At 63.7% G+C, this 14,043-nt stretch carries 13 protein-coding genes; 10 read left to right on the forward strand and 3 right to left on the reverse strand.

What is annotated here, in order from left to right; genetic code table 11:
- Positions 1 to 5: 5 nt before the first annotated feature.
- Positions 6 to 1,178 (reverse strand): patatin-like phospholipase family protein, encoded by a 1,173-nt coding sequence (locus CAG11_RS14180; RefSeq protein ID WP_085596820.1) that lies wholly within the window; start codon positions 1,176 to 1,178, stop codon positions 6 to 8.
- A 50-nt stretch (positions 1,179 to 1,228) separates the two neighbouring features.
- Positions 1,229 to 2,161: a lipid A biosynthesis lauroyl acyltransferase gene (locus CAG11_RS14185; RefSeq protein WP_022640175.1), complete on the reverse strand. Its 933-nt coding sequence runs from the start codon at positions 2,159 to 2,161 to the stop codon at positions 1,229 to 1,231.
- Between the two features lie 121 nt (positions 2,162 to 2,282).
- On the opposite strand from CAG11_RS14185, the gene minC reads away from it, so the two are divergent.
- The 9 genes from minC to CAG11_RS14225 all read left to right on the forward strand — a co-directional run bounded on the left by minC (position 2,283) and on the right by CAG11_RS14225 (position 11,587).
- The gene (minC, locus tag CAG11_RS14190; protein WP_053133272.1) at positions 2,283 to 3,020 is read left to right on the forward strand and encodes a septum site-determining protein MinC; all 738 of its coding nucleotides are present in this window, start codon (positions 2,283 to 2,285) and stop codon (positions 3,018 to 3,020) included.
- Between the two features lie 200 nt (positions 3,021 to 3,220).
- A complete protein-coding gene (gene minD, locus CAG11_RS14195) occupies positions 3,221 to 4,033 on the forward strand; it encodes a septum site-determining protein MinD (protein WP_031320287.1) in 813 nt (270 codons plus the stop codon).
- Positions 4,033 to 4,287 carry a cell division topological specificity factor MinE gene (gene minE / locus CAG11_RS14200; protein WP_010224188.1) on the forward strand — a complete coding sequence of 85 codons (255 nt, stop codon included), beginning with the start codon at positions 4,033 to 4,035 and terminating at the stop codon, positions 4,285 to 4,287. The genes minD and minE overlap by 1 nt, the downstream gene beginning before the upstream one ends.
- 90 nt (positions 4,288 to 4,377) lie before the next feature.
- Positions 4,378 to 5,013, forward strand: coding sequence for an RluA family pseudouridine synthase (locus tag CAG11_RS14205; RefSeq protein ID WP_053133275.1), 636 nt, complete (start codon positions 4,378 to 4,380; stop codon positions 5,011 to 5,013).
- Positions 5,014 to 5,062: 49 nt separating this feature from the next.
- Positions 5,063 to 6,163, forward strand: coding sequence for a hypothetical protein (locus CAG11_RS14210; protein WP_085596821.1), 1,101 nt, complete (start codon positions 5,063 to 5,065; stop codon positions 6,161 to 6,163).
- A 94-nt stretch (positions 6,164 to 6,257) separates the two neighbouring features.
- The gene (locus CAG11_RS14215; RefSeq protein WP_022640179.1) at positions 6,258 to 7,547 is read left to right on the forward strand and encodes a M18 family aminopeptidase; all 1,290 of its coding nucleotides are present in this window, start codon (positions 6,258 to 6,260) and stop codon (positions 7,545 to 7,547) included.
- Between the two features lie 160 nt (positions 7,548 to 7,707).
- The gene (locus tag CAG11_RS33800; protein WP_022640180.1) at positions 7,708 to 7,884 is read left to right on the forward strand and encodes a hypothetical protein; all 177 of its coding nucleotides are present in this window, start codon (positions 7,708 to 7,710) and stop codon (positions 7,882 to 7,884) included.
- Positions 7,885 to 7,964: 80 nt separating this feature from the next.
- Positions 7,965 to 10,124 carry a mechanosensitive ion channel family protein gene (locus CAG11_RS14220; RefSeq protein WP_085596822.1) on the forward strand — a complete coding sequence of 720 codons (2,160 nt, stop codon included), beginning with the start codon at positions 7,965 to 7,967 and terminating at the stop codon, positions 10,122 to 10,124.
- A gap of 116 nt (positions 10,125 to 10,240) precedes the next feature.
- Entirely contained in the window at positions 10,241 to 11,587 is a 1,347-nt protein-coding gene (locus CAG11_RS14225) for an amidohydrolase (protein WP_085596823.1), read from the forward strand.
- A 190-nt stretch (positions 11,588 to 11,777) separates the two neighbouring features.
- Here the strand turns inward: CAG11_RS14225 and CAG11_RS14230 are convergent, their stop codons facing one another.
- The gene (locus CAG11_RS14230; protein WP_022640182.1) at positions 11,778 to 12,491 is read right to left on the reverse strand and encodes a UTRA domain-containing protein; all 714 of its coding nucleotides are present in this window, start codon (positions 12,489 to 12,491) and stop codon (positions 11,778 to 11,780) included.
- Between the two features lie 362 nt (positions 12,492 to 12,853).
- On the opposite strand from CAG11_RS14230, the gene CAG11_RS14235 reads away from it, so the two are divergent.
- The gene (locus CAG11_RS14235) at positions 12,854 to 13,921 is read left to right on the forward strand and encodes an ABC transporter substrate-binding protein (protein WP_085596824.1); all 1,068 of its coding nucleotides are present in this window, start codon (positions 12,854 to 12,856) and stop codon (positions 13,919 to 13,921) included.
- Positions 13,922 to 14,043 lie beyond the last annotated feature (122 nt).

The raw sequence follows: 14,043 nt of genomic DNA on the forward strand, positions 1-14,043 counted from the left end.
GGGTTTCAGGCCGGGGCCAGGGCCTTGCGCAAACCGAGGAAACGCACCAGCTCCCCAGCCTTGGCCAGGGCGTCGCTGCGGCCCAGCTCGATCAGCTCGCTGCAGTAGGCTGCCTCGAACAGCAGGTAGCTCAGCACCCCGGCACCACTGGTACGGGTCGCCCCCGGTCCGCGCAGGAACAGGCGCAAGGCCGCCGGCAATTCGTGGCGGTGACGCGCGGCGATCTCGTCGATCGGCTGGCTGGGGGCGATCACCAGCACCTCCACCGGGGCGATGCCCAAGCCACTTTCGCTGGCGCCGCCCGGTACCAGTCGGGTGAAGTGATTGAGCCGCTCGAGCAGTTCGATGTCGCTTTCCAGGCTGTCGATGAAGGTGCTGTTGAGCATGTGGCCGCCGATCTGCGCCAGGGTCGGCTCCTGGCCGGTGTAGGTACGCTCCACGAGACTCTGCGGGTCGTTGCTCCGAGGGTTGCCGCTGACCCCGACCACCAGTACCCGGCTGGCGCCCAGGTGCAGGGCCGGGCTGATGGGCGCCGACTGGCGCACCGCACCATCGCCGAAGTACTCCTGCTGCAGCTTCACCGGGGCGAACAGCAGTGGAATGGCCGAACTGGCCAGCAGGTGATCCACCGTCAAGCGCGTGGGAAGACCGATCCGCCGGTGCCGCAGCCAGGGGTCGATCACTCCGCCGCCCTGGTAGAAGGTCACCGCCTGGCCGGATTCATAACCGAAAGCCGTGACCGCCACCGCGTGCAGTTGCCCCAGGGCGATGGCCTCGTCGATCCCCGCGAGCTGCATGTGCTGGTCGAGCAGATCGCGTAGCGGCGAGCTGTTGATCAACGCCACCGGCACCTGGGAACCCAGGCCCAGCAGGCTGTGGCCAACGAAGCGGCTGGCCTGGCGAATCACTCCCGGCCAATCGCTGCGCATCACCTGGTGACTGCGAAAGTTGCCCCAGAACGTTGTCAGGCGCTCGATCGCCGCCGAGAAATTACTGGCACCACTGGCCAGGCTGACCGCATTGATCGCGCCGGCGGAAGTGCCGACGATCACCGGGAACGGATTACGCGCCCCAGGCCCCAGCAATTCGGCGATCGCCGACAACACCCCCACCTGGTAGGCCGCTCGGGCCCCACCGCCGGAAAGAATCAAACCTGTGACCGGTTGCACCGCACTCATCAATCCACTCCATCCATGACGCCTTGGGGGCGCTAGTCACTGTCGGGGAATCAACCGCGTTTCGGGTAAAGCCGGGGCTCGCCTGGCGGACGGCTCTTGAAACGCCGGTGGGCCCACAGGTACTGCTCGGGGCAGGCACGCAGCGCGCTCTCGACCCACTGGTTGATCCGCAGGCAATCCGCTTCTTCGCTGGCGCCTGGGAAGTCCGTCATCGGCGGATGGATCACCAGCCGATAACCGCTGCCATCGGCCAGGCGCTCCTGGGTGAACGGTACCACCAGCGCCTTGCCCAGGCGGGCGAACTTGGTGGTGGCGGTGACCGTGGCGGCCTGGATGCCGAACAGCGGCACGAACAGGCTCTGCTTGGCGCCATAGTCTTGATCCGGCGCGTACCAGATGGCGCGACCGGAGCGCAGCAGCTTGAGCATGCCGCGTACGTCCTCGCGCTCCACCGCCAGTGAGTCGAGGTTGTGTCGCTCACGGCCACGACGCTGGATGAAGTCGAACAGCGGGTTCTTGTGCTCGCGGTACATGCCATCGATGGTGTGCTGCTGGCCCAGCAGGGCCGCGCCGATTTCCAGGGTGGTGAAGTGCAGGGCCATGAGGATCACTCCCTGCCCTTCGCGCTGGGCTTGCCTCAAGTGCTCCAGCCCCTCGACATGGGCCAGGCGTGCCAGGCGCGGTTTGGACCACCACCAGCTCATGGCCATCTCGAAGAAGGCGATGCCGGTGGACGCGAAGTTCTCCTTGAGCAGGCGCTTGCGCTCCTGGGCGGACTTTTCCGGGAAGCACAGCTCCAGGTTGCGCTGGGCGATCCGCCGGCGCTCACCGGCGACCCGGTACATCAGGGCTCCCAGGGCGCGACCGATCAGCAGTAATAAAGGATAGGGCAGCTGGACGACCAGCCATAACACCCCGAGACCCAGCCACAGCGGCCAAAAGCGAGGATGAAGGAATGCAGCTCGAAAACGCGGGCGATCCATTACAGATTCCGGACAGACAACAAGGTCGCGCATTCTACAACGGTTCGACCTGGCTTGCGGCCCGCGGGCGTTCTCGTTATAAGTCTCGGCACTTTTAGTGACAAGCCGCCCCCTGCAGACCATGAGCCAAACCGAATTGCTAGACCAAGATCCTGTCTTCCAGTTAAAGGGCAGCATGCTCGCCATCACTGTGCTGGAGCTGGCCCGCAACGACCTGGAAGGTCTCGATCGCCAGCTGGCCGCCAAGGTCGCCCAGGCCCCGAACTTCTTCAGCAATGCCCCACTGGTACTGGCCCTGGACAAGCTGCCCGCCGCCGAAGGCTCGGTGGACCTGCCCGGGCTGATGCGCGTCTGCCGTCATCACGGCCTGCGGACCCTGGCCATCCGCGCCAGCCGCATCGAGGACATCGCTGCGGCGATCGCCGTGGACCTGCCGGTATTGCCCCCTTCCGGAGCCCGGGAACGGCCACTGGAGCCACCGGAAAGCGAAGTCCGCAAGGCGCCGGAAAAGCCCCCTGAACCCACGGTCAAGCCGACCCGCATCATCACCTCGCCAGTACGTGGTGGCCAGCAGATCTACGCCCAGGGTGGCGACCTGGTGGTGGTGTCCTCGGTCAGCCCCGGTGCGGAACTTCTCGCCGATGGCAATATCCATGTATACGGCCCGATGCGTGGCCGAGCCCTGGCCGGTGTCAAGGGCGACACCAAGGCACGGATTTTCTGCCAGCAACTGAGCGCCGAACTGATCTCCATCGCGGGCCAGTACAAGGTCTCCGAGGACCTGCGGCGCGACCCCCTGTGGGGCTCTGGAGTCCAGGTCAGCCTGTCGGGTGACGTGTTGAACATCATCCGTCTTTAACGGATACTGCCGCATTTTCCAAGCATCTCTAAAACGTAGCGAATACGGCTCAAACGAAGTGGGAAATTGGCAATAAGCAGCGTTTATCGAAGATAAACCCTGCCACTGACCGAGCTCCAGCCAAGGCTGTCCGACTGCAGTAGTTTTCAAGAGATGTTTTTCAGGGACCCAAAGTCCTTTTTCCTTAGGGGTGAAACACCTTGGCCAAGATTCTCGTTGTTACATCCGGCAAGGGTGGTGTGGGTAAAACCACCACCAGCGCCGCTATCGGTACCGGCCTCGCTCTGCGTGGCCACAAGACTGTCATCGTCGACTTCGACGTCGGCCTGCGTAACCTCGACCTGATCATGGGCTGCGAGCGTCGCGTGGTGTATGACTTCGTCAACGTGGTGAATGGCGAAGCCAACCTGCAACAAGCCCTGATCAAAGACAAGCGCCTGGAAAACCTCTACGTGCTGGCCGCCAGCCAGACCCGCGACAAGGATGCCCTGACCCAGGAAGGCGTGGAGAAAGTCCTGATGGAGCTCAAGGAGTCCTTCGACTTCGTGGTCTGCGACTCCCCGGCCGGCATCGAAAAAGGCGCCCACCTGGCCATGTACTTCGCTGACGAAGCGATCGTCGTGACCAACCCGGAAGTATCCTCGGTCCGTGACTCCGACCGCATGCTGGGCCTGCTGGCCAGCAAATCGCGTCGTGCGGAAAAAGGCGAGGAGCCGATCCAGGAACACCTGCTGATCACCCGCTACCACCCCGAGCGTGTCGAGAAAGGCGAAATGCTCGGCGTCGAAGACGTCAAGGAAATCCTCGCCGTCCGCCTGCTGGGCGTGATCCCGGAATCCCAGGCGGTACTGAAAGCCTCCAACCAGGGTATCCCTGTCATCCTCGACGACCAGAGCGATGCCGGCCAAGCCTACAGCGATACTGTCGATCGCTTGCTGGGCAAGGAAAAAGAACACCGGTTCCTGAATGTCGAGAAGAAGGGATTCTTCGAGCGCCTGTTTGGAGGTAGATAATGAATCTTTTCGACTTCTTTCGTGCCAGCAAAAAGGTCAGTACCGCGTCGGTAGCGAAAGAGCGTCTACAGATCATCGTGGCGCATGAGCGCGGCCAGCGCAGCACCCCGGATTACTTGCCCGCCTTGCAGAAGGAACTGGTGGAAGTGATCCGCAAGTACGTCAATATCGGGTCCGATGATGTGCAGGTCGCCCTGGAAAACCAGGGTAGCTGCTCGATCCTTGAACTCAACATCACTCTGCCTGATCGCTGATCGACCGGGCGGAAACCACGGCGGCTCGCGGGCCTCATGCATGCATGGGGTCGGCGAGCCGCCGTTGGCGTTTGTTACGAGACTGTTTTGATGCCGTTGTCCAATATCCACATCCTGTACCAGGATGCCGCCATTCTGGTGGTGAACAAACCTACCCTGCTGCTTTCGGTGCCCGGTCGCGCCGACGACAACAAGGACTGCCTGATCACCCGCCTGCAGGAAAACGGCTATCCCGAAGCCCGCATCGTCCACCGCCTGGACTGGGAAACCTCAGGGATCATTCTCCTGGCCCGGGACCCGGACACCCATCGCGAACTGTCCCGGCAGTTTCATGACCGTGAAACCGAAAAAGCCTATACCGCCCTGTGCTGGGGCCAGCCGGAACTGGACAGCGGCAGTATCGACTTGCCCCTGCGCTATGACCCGCCGACCAAGCCACGGCACGTGGTGGACCACGAGCAGGGCAAGCACGCCCTGACCTTCTGGCGCGTGCTGGAGCGCTGCGGCGACTGGTGCCGGGTCGAGTTGACCCCTATCACCGGCCGCTCCCACCAGTTGCGAGTGCATATGCTGTCGATCGGCCACCCATTGCTGGGCGACGGTCTCTACGCCCATCCCCAGGCCCTGGCCGCCTGGCCGCGCCTATGCCTGCATGCAAGCATGCTGGCCTTCACCCACCCCCAGACCGGCGAGCGCCTGCGCTTCGAATGCCCTGCCCCGTTCTGACAACACCCGATTCTCCAGCGCCTATCCAGAAGTAAGGACACTCGAAACGATGACGTTCCCTGCAGTACCGTCTCCCCGCAACCCAGAGAAAACACCGCAGCAACTGCTCTACCTGGTCTACGGCAGCAATGCGGTCTACCGGCGCGAAGTCAAGTTCAGCATCCTCACCGCCCTCAGCCACTTGAGGAGCAGCGAATCGTTGTGCATCAGGATCATGACCGACCGGCCAGAAGACTATGCCGGCTGGCCCGTGGATACGGTCGCCCTGGATGAGCAGACCCTGCAGCAATGGCAAGGCCAGAACGGCTATCACCATCGACGCAAGGCCTGCGCTATCGCCAGTGGCTTGCAACTTGCTGAGAAGACTCTGTTCGTCGATACCGACACCCTGTTCTTGAAGAACCCACATCTGCTGTTCAAGCAGATCAGCCCTCAGCGTTACCTGATGGACTGCTTCGAATATCACTGGCGAGACGTCAGCAAGCGCCCGGTCTACCACAAGCTCGGCCAGTGCCTGAAACCCCACGGCATCGAACCTGACAGCGACTTCCGGCTGTATAACAGTGGACTGTGCGGCCTCACCGACAGCGACTTGCCGATGCTGGAAAGGGCCATCGAACTGATCGACGAGTGGACCCGCGAGCCTTTCGAGATCCATACCATCGAACAAGTCGCGCTGTCGTTCACCATGCGCGGCAAGCCGGTGCAGGAAGCCAGGAAACACGTTTATCACTACTTCGCGGCGAAACGCTTCTTCCATGCCATGCAGGCGCACTTCTTTGCCTTGCACGGCGAGGACTATCGCCCCGAGCTGATCAAGCTGTGCCAGGAAATGCCCCGGAGCAAACCCCTGCCGCATCTGTGGCAGCGACTGCGGATCAAGTGGCGGTTGCGCAAGCTCAAAGGGGGACAGAAAAAGATCGGCCGCGACGTGCTCTACGGCAGCTCGCTGTCCGATGCGCCGTATCATTCGGCGTGCCGGCATGCCTGGTGGGAATGCGCATCTCGTGAAATCGGCCGCTGGGACGAACAGCAACAGCAAGCCATGCTGGCCCTCGAGGATGGCGCCTGGCCGGAGCACCTGCCTATGCCCGAGCGCCGGGAAGACCACCAAGCCATTCTCGGCTACCTGCGCCAGCCTATCGCCTGAGGCCCCACTCACAGGATGGGCAAGCAGCACATGCTCTTGCCCATAGCCCCTGCCCAATACGTTAAACTCGCGCCACTGCTGTCTGGAGCTACTTATGCGCGAAGAGCTGAACCAAGGCCTGATCGACTTCCTCAAGGCCTCCCCTACCCCTTTCCATGCCACTGCCAGCCTGGTTCAACGCCTGGAAGCCGCAGGCTACCAGCGCCTGGACGAGCGCGAGTCATGGGCCACCGAAGCCAATGGCCGCTACTACGTCACGCGCAACGACTCCTCCATCGTCGCCATCAAGCTGGGTCGGCACTCCCCTCTGCACGGCGGCATCCGCATGGTCGGCGCCCATACCGACAGCCCGTGCCTACGGGTCAAACCCCAACCAGAGCTGCAACGCCAGGGCTTCTGGCAACTGGGCGTGGAAGTCTACGGCGGCGCATTGCTTGCCCCCTGGTTCGACCGCGACCTGTCCCTGGCCGGCCGGGTGACCTTCCGCCGCGATGGCAAGGTGGAAAGCCAACTGATCGACTTCAAGGCGCCGATCGCGATCATTCCCAACCTGGCCATCCACCTCAACCGTGAAGCCAACCAGGGTTGGGCCATCAACGCGCAGAACGAACTGCCACCGATCCTCGCCCAGTTCGCCGGCGACGAGCGCGTGGATTTTCGTGCCGTGCTGACCGACCAGTTGGCCCGTGAGCACGGCCTGAACGCCGACGTGGTGCTGGACTACGAGCTGAGCTTCTACGATACCCAGGGCGCGGCGGTGATCGGCCTGCACGAGGACTTCATCGCCGGCGCGCGCCTGGACAACCTGCTGTCCTGCTACGCCGGCCTGCAGGCCCTGCTCAATGCCGACAGCGACGAAACCTGCGTGCTGGTGTGCAACGACCATGAAGAAGTCGGCTCCTGCTCGGCCTGCGGCGCCGACGGCCCGATGCTCGAGCAGACCCTGCGCCGCTTGCTGCCCGAGGGCGACGAGTTCGTGCGTACCATCCAGAAGTCGCTGCTGGTTTCCGCCGACAACGCCCACGGGGTCCACCCCAACTACGCCGATAAACACGACGCCAATCACGGCCCCAAGCTCAACGCCGGCCCGGTGATCAAGGTCAACAGCAACCAGCGCTACGCCACCAACAGCGAAACCGCCGGTTTCTTCCGTCACCTGTGCATGGCCGAAGAGGTGCCGGTGCAGAGCTTCGTGGTGCGCAGCGACATGGGCTGCGGCTCGACCATCGGCCCGATCACCGCCAGCCACCTGGGCGTGCGCACCGTCGATATCGGCCTGCCGACCTTCGCCATGCACTCGATCCGCGAGCTGTGCGGCAGCCACGACCTGGCTCACCTGGTCAAGGTGCTGAGCGCCTTCTACGCCAGCCAAGAGCTGCCGTAAACCACCAACCGCCGCTGGCACAGGCACCTGCGCCTGCGCCTGCGCCTGCGCCAGCACGGCCCGGTCCCGGCGACAGATCGCTGGTCGCTGATGCACATCACTACGAATCGCGACAAAACGATCTAGACTTATAAGCATTCCTTCTGAGGAGGCCATTGCCATGATTTCGATGTCTTCATTCCATGCCATGCTCGTGCCGATCCTCATTGGCATGATCCTCCTGGCCATCGGCTTCAATTTCCGCGACAAGAACCTGGGCGTACTCAGCATGTGGATCGGCATGCTGCTGATCCTCGGCACCGTGGTCTACAAGATCCTGGCCAAGCTCGCGGAATAAAAGCGCCGCTCGCCCTCGCATTGGATTTGGCGGCCTCGTACACTCGGTCGATACCGTAAACGTCCGAGGTTGACCGCCCAGTGTTCGCTCGTCTGTTCGCCCTGCCCTGCTATGTGCTCGTCTGCCTGCTGACCCTCCTGCCCCTCAACAGCGCCCAGGCCGTCGGCCTGCCTGGCCTGCTGGGCAACCAGGCCAAGCCCCAGCCGCAAGCCGAGGAGCCCCTGGGGCAGTCCCTGGACCAAGTGATCAAGTCCCTGGAGAACGACCAGCAGCGGGCCAAGCTGCTGGCGGACCTCAAGCGCCTGCGCGACACCACGAAAAAAGCCCAGCCCACCCCCGAGGAAGGCGTGCTCGGGCTGATCGGCGGCACCTTGTCGACCCTGGAAAAGCAGTTTTCCGGCGCTGACAGCCCCGCGACCCGCTGGACCGACGAGTTCGAGCTGGCCCAGCAGGAACTGGCGGCCCTGGTACTGCCGGCCAGCCAGTGGCTGCCGATCATCTTCGCCTTTGCCCTGATCCTCATGGTCTGGAGCCTGCTGGCAGCGGCGCTGATCTGGCTCAGCCATCGCGTGCGCCTGCGCTTCGGCCTTACCGAGGACCTGCCCCAGCACCCCAAGACCTGGGACCTCTTGCGCTTCGCCTTGCGCAAGCTCGGCCCCTGGATGATCGCCCTGCTGATCACCGTGTACATGACCTATTCCCTGCCCTCGTCCCTGGGCAAGGACCTGGCCATGGTCCTGGCCTATGCCCTGGTGGTCGGCACCTGCTTCTCGGCGATCTGCGTGGTGGCGTTCTCGGTTCTCGACGGCCCCCACCGCCATCGCGCCCTGTACATCCTGCGGCGCCAGGCGTTTCGACCGCTATGGTGGATCGGCAGCTTCGCCGCCTTCGGCGAGGCCCTGAGCGATCCGCGCATGGTGGCCAGCCTCGGCCAGCACCTGGCCCATACCGCCGCGACCTTCGCCAATGTCATGGCCGCCCTGTCCACCGGGGTGTTCATCCTGCGCTTCCGGCGGCCGATCGCCCACCTGATCCGCAACCAGCCCCTGGCGCGCCGCCTGACGCGCCGGGCCTTGAGCGACACCATCGAGATCATCGGCACCTTCTGGTACCTGCCGGCCCTGGTGCTGGTGGGCATCTCGCTGTTCGCCACCTTCGTCTCCGCCGGCGACACCAGCACCGCCCTGCGCCAGTCGCTGCTGTGCACCGTGCTGCTGGTGCTGTGCATGGTCATCAATGGCCTGGTGCGCCGCCATGCCCAGCGCCCCCACCGCGGGCACAAGCGCCATGCGCTGTATTCCGAGCGGCTCAAGGGGTTCTTCTACACCCTGGCCCACCTCGCCGTGTGGCTGGCCTTCATCGAACTGGGCTTGCGGGTCTGGGGCATGTCGCTGATCCGCTTCACCGAAGGCGACGGCCACGAAGTCAGCGTCAAGCTGTTCGGCCTTGGCGGCACCCTGATCTTCGCCTGGCTGATCTGGATCCTCAGCGATACCGCCGTGCACCACGCGCTGACCCGCTCGCGCAAGGGCCTGGCCAATGCCCGCGCCCAGACCATGATGCCGTTGATCCGCAACGTGCTGTTCGTGGCGATCTTCATCATCGCCACCATCGTCGCCCTGGCCAACATGGGCATGAATGTCACGCCGCTGCTGGCCGGTGCCGGTGTGATCGGCCTGGCCATCGGTTTCGGCGCCCAGTCGCTGGTGGCGGACCTGATCACCGGCCTGTTCATCATCATCGAGGACTCCCTGGCCATCGACGACTACGTGGATGTCGGCGGCCACCTGGGCACCGTCGAGGGCCTGACCATCCGCACCGTGCGCCTGCGAGACATCGACGGCATCGTCCACACCATCCCGTTCAGCGAGATCAAGAGCATCAAGAACTACTCCCGGGAGTTCGGCTACGCCATCTTCCGCGTGGCGATCCCCTACAACATGGAGATCGACGATGCGATCAAGCTGATGCGCGATGTCGGCCAGAAGATGCGCAGCGATCCGCTACAGCGGCGCAATATCTGGTCGCCCCTGGAGATCCAGGGGGTGGAGAGCTTCGAATCCGGCAGCGCCATCCTCCGCGCCCGCTTCAAGACCGCGCCGATCAAGCAATGGGAAGTGTCCCGGGCCTTCAACCTGTCGCTCAAGCGCCACCTCGACGAGGCCGGGCTGGACCTGGCGACCCCGCGCATGAGCATCCAGGTGGTCACCGCCGGGGGCGGCTCCCAGGCCGAGGCATAAGGCGAGCGACCACGCCTGCACGCGCTCCATGGCAAGGCGGCCCATGACAGGACGGCGCAGCACGCCACGGGACCTGGCAGCCCCGTACTACAACAACAATCAAGGAGAGAGTCCCCATGCAGCTATCCACCATCGCCAGCGCTTGCCTGGCCAGTGTCCTGGCCTTGTCGGGCCACTACGTCCATGCCGCCGACGACAGCGCCATGGCGCAGGCCCGCAAGCACATCGCCGAACAGGCCAAGGCCCTGGAACCGGCATTGCTGGCAACCCGTCGCGATATCCATGCCCACCCTGAACTGGGCAACACCGAACGCCGCACTGCCGAGCTGGTAGCCACGCAGTTGCGCGCCCTGGGCCTGGAAGTCCGGACGGGCGTCGCCCGCACCGGCGTGGTGGCGGTGCTCAAGGGTGGCCTGCCCGGCCCCACCGTGGCCTTGCGCGCCGACATGGACGCACTGCCGGTCAAGGAGGTCGCGGACCTGCCGTTCGCCTCCAAGGCCAAGGGGCGCTACCTGGACAAGGAAGTGGGCGTCATGCACGCCTGCGGCCACGACGCCCACACGGCAATCTTGCTGAGCACGGCGAAAGTCCTCAGCGACATGCGCGAGCGCCTGCCAGGCACTGTAGTGTTCTATTTCCAGCCCGCCGAAGAAGGCCCGAGCGATTTCATTCCTGACGGCAAGAACGTCTGGGGCGCGAAGATGATGGTGCAGGAAGGCGTGATGCAATCGCCCAAGCCGGACGCGGTGTTCGGCCTGCATGTCTGGGCCGGGATTCCCGCCGGGCGCATCGCCTATCGCCCGGGCCCGACCCTGGCCAGCTCCGACGACCTGCGCATCCGCATCCTCGGCAAGCAGACCCACGCCGGCCGCCCCTGGGACGGCATCGACCCGATCACCGTCGGAGCCCAGGCCATTGTCGGGCTGCAGACCGTGGTCAGTCGCCGAACCGATATTTCGTCGTACCCGTCGGTGGTCAGCATCGGCACCATCAACGGCGGCACACGCTACAACATCATTCCCGAATCGGTGGAAATGACCGGCACCATCCGTTCCTACGACTATGGCATTCGCCAGAAACTGCACAGCGATGTACGCCAGACCGTGGAGCGGATCGCCGAGAGCGGCGGCGCCAAGGCCGAAGTGAGCATCATCGAGAAGTACGACCCGACCATCAACGACCCGGCCCTGACCGAGAAGATGCTGCCAAGCCTGCGCTGGGCGGCCAAGGACGATGTGGTGCAAGGGCCGCTAGTGGGCGGCGCGGAGGACTTTTCCTTCTATGCCAAGCAGGCACCGGGACTGTTCGTGTTCCTCGGCGTGACGCCCCGGGACCAGGACATGGCCAAGGCCGCGCCGAACCACAACCCGGGATTCTTCGTCGATGAGTCGGCTCTGGTGGTGGGCGTGCGGACCCTGGCGTCCTTGACCACGGACTATCTGTTCGCCGGGGCCAATCCCTAACAGGCCGTTGAAAAGCTACCTGCGTTGCCATCGCTGCGTTAAAAACAGGGCTCAAAATGCTCATTTACCAAGCGTAAACTGCGCTTTTTCGCCTGTTTTTGCCTTGCGTTGACTGCCTCGCCTACGTTTTTCAACGGCCTGCTAAGCCTGCAAGTCCCCGCCCCTGCCCGCTGGCGCGAAGGCAGCGGGCTCAGGCCACATCCACACCGACGTGGATCGCATCGTGGCGCCAGAACTCCAGGTCGCAATCGATCAGCCGCTGATGCTGGTCGTAGTTGACCCGGGCGATGCGCAGTCCCGGGCTGCCCACCGAGACCTTGAGCGCCGCGGCCGCCTCCGGTGGCAGGGACGTGGGCACGATCTCGAAACGCACCCGCCCGTAATGCAGGTCGTAGTGCCGGGCATACAGCTCGGTGATCGACTGGTTCAGATCCAGGTCGAGGATCTTCGGGAAGTACTGCGGATTCAGGTAATGCTCCACATACAGCACCAGACGCTCGTCGATACGTCGCACCCGGCAGATCTGGATCACGCTGGACAAGGCCGGGAGTTGCAACCAGGCGCAGACCGCCGCCGACGCCGGTTGCAAACGTGCACAAATCACCTCGGTGGACGGCACCCGGCCCTGGGCGCTGACCATGGCGTGGAAGTGGCTGCGCTGCATCAGGTTATAGGCCAGGCGCGGCGGCGAAACGAACCAGCCCCGGCGCTCCTCGCGGTAGATCTGTCCCTGGGCCTCCAGTTGCAGCAGAGCCTCACGCACGGTGATCCGGGTAGTGGCGAACAACTCGCTGAGCTTGCGCTCGGCCGGCAGCTTGCTCCCCGGCGCCAGCAAGCCATGGGCAATCTGTTCTTGCAGCACCTGGCCGATGGCTGTCACCGCCTTGGTTGCCTCTATACGCATCAACGTTACCTATTTGGACTAGACCAGCACCGTCCCAGTGCCTGGCAGCGACCCGGGCGGCCCCCTGCTCCTGACTGCAAAGCCTAGGCAACGCAGATGACTGATATGTGACAAAGCTTGCGAACGGCCCTGGCCGGGGCTGCAATTTTCTCGCCAGGGCCTTTGAAAACGGGAGTTTTGCCGTGGTCTACGCTTAGTTCGCAGTGTCGCGCCAGCGCCTGGTTCCAGGCGTTCGCGGCAGGCATCGACATAAAAGTGTCATCCAACAGGCTTAGATTGGCTCGGGTATTGCTGACCTAGACCAACCCACCGCAAGACTGTCGATCACAACGCAGCGTGGAACACGCCCAAAGGAGCTTCGGATGAAACAGCTTTTCCTGGCATCACTGTTAGGTTCGACCATCGCCATGTGTACCGCCGCCATGGCCGCTGACAACGACTTGAAAACCCTGGAAGCCGCTGCGAAGGCGGAAGGCGCCATCAACAGCGTCGGCATGCCCGATGACTGGGCCAACTGGAAAGGCACCTGGGACGACCTGGCCAAGACCTACGGCCTCAAGCACATCGACACCGACATGAGCTCGGCCCAGGAAATCGCCAAGTTCGCCGCCGAGAAAGCCAATGCCAGCGCCGATATCGGCGACGTTGGCGCCGCGTTCGGCCCGATCGCCGTCAAGCAGGGCGTGGTCCAGCCCTACAAGCCAAGCACCTGGGCGCAGGTCCCGGACTGGGCCAAGGACCAGGACGGCAACTGGGCCCTGGCCTATACCGGCACCATCGCCTTCATCGTCAACAAGAAGCTGCTGCACGGTTCCGAAGCACCCAAGAGCTGGGCCGACCTGGAAAAGGGCAAGTACAAGGTGTCCATCGGTGACGTGAGCACCGCCGCCCAGGCTGCCAACGGCGTCCTGGCCGCCGCCATCGCCAAGGGTGGCGACGAGAAGAACATCCAGCCGGCGCTGCTGATGTTCGCCGAGATCGCCAAGCAGGGGCGCCTGTCCCTGGCCAACCCGACCATCGCCACCATGGAGAAGGGTGAAGTGGAAGTCGGCGTGGTCTGGGACTTCAACGGCCTGAGCTACCGCAACAAGATGGTCAACAAGGACGACTACGAGGTGCTGATCCCGTCCGACGGCTCGGTGATCTCCGGCTACACCACCATTATCAACAAGTACGCCAAGCACCCGAATGCGGCCAAGCTGACCCGCGAGTACATCTTCAGCGACGCCGGGCAGATCAACCTGGCCCGTGGCAATGCCCGCCCGATCCGCGCCGAACACGTCAACCTGCCGGCGGACGTCAAGGCCAACCTGCTGCCCAACGAGCAGTACAAGCACGTGACGCCGATCAAGGACGCCGAAGCCTGGGAGAAAACCTCCAAGGCCCTGCCGCAGAAGTGGCAGGAAGAAGTGATCATCAACATGCAGTAATGCTGCTTCCGTAGGGGCGAGGCTTGCCCGCGATCCAGGCGCTGCGGTCTATCTTGAAATCGCAGCGACACCATCGCGGGCAAGCTGCGCTCCTACGAGATTGTTCGGTCTTGCGGAGCCCT

Source organism: Pseudomonas sp. B6(2017) (assembly GCF_002112765.1).
GTDB classification, from domain to species: Bacteria; Pseudomonadota; Gammaproteobacteria; order Pseudomonadales; family Pseudomonadaceae; genus Aquipseudomonas; species Aquipseudomonas piscis.

Excerpts from the sequence above, each read along its gene's own strand:
- CAG11_RS14180 (WP_085596820.1), bottom strand. The coding sequence starts at position 1,178 with ATGAGTGCGGTGCAACCGGTCACAGGTTTGATTCTTTCCGGCGGTGGG.
- CAG11_RS14185 (WP_022640175.1), bottom strand. The coding sequence starts at position 2,161 with ATGGATCGCCCGCGTTTTCGAGCTGCATTCCTTCATCCTCGCTTTTGG.
- minC (WP_053133272.1), top strand. The coding sequence starts at position 2,283 with ATGAGCCAAACCGAATTGCTAGACCAAGATCCTGTCTTCCAGTTAAAG.
- minE (WP_010224188.1), top strand. The coding sequence starts at position 4,033 with ATGAATCTTTTCGACTTCTTTCGTGCCAGCAAAAAGGTCAGTACCGCG.
- CAG11_RS14205 (WP_053133275.1), top strand. The coding sequence starts at position 4,378 with ATGCCGTTGTCCAATATCCACATCCTGTACCAGGATGCCGCCATTCTG.
- CAG11_RS14210 (WP_085596821.1), top strand. The coding sequence starts at position 5,063 with ATGACGTTCCCTGCAGTACCGTCTCCCCGCAACCCAGAGAAAACACCG.
- CAG11_RS14215 (WP_022640179.1), top strand. The coding sequence starts at position 6,258 with ATGCGCGAAGAGCTGAACCAAGGCCTGATCGACTTCCTCAAGGCCTCC.
- CAG11_RS33800 (WP_022640180.1), top strand. The coding sequence starts at position 7,708 with ATGATTTCGATGTCTTCATTCCATGCCATGCTCGTGCCGATCCTCATT.
- CAG11_RS14225 (WP_085596823.1), top strand. The coding sequence starts at position 10,241 with ATGCAGCTATCCACCATCGCCAGCGCTTGCCTGGCCAGTGTCCTGGCC.
- CAG11_RS14230 (WP_022640182.1), bottom strand. The coding sequence starts at position 12,491 with ATGCGTATAGAGGCAACCAAGGCGGTGACAGCCATCGGCCAGGTGCTG.
- CAG11_RS14235 (WP_085596824.1), top strand. The coding sequence starts at position 12,854 with ATGAAACAGCTTTTCCTGGCATCACTGTTAGGTTCGACCATCGCCATG.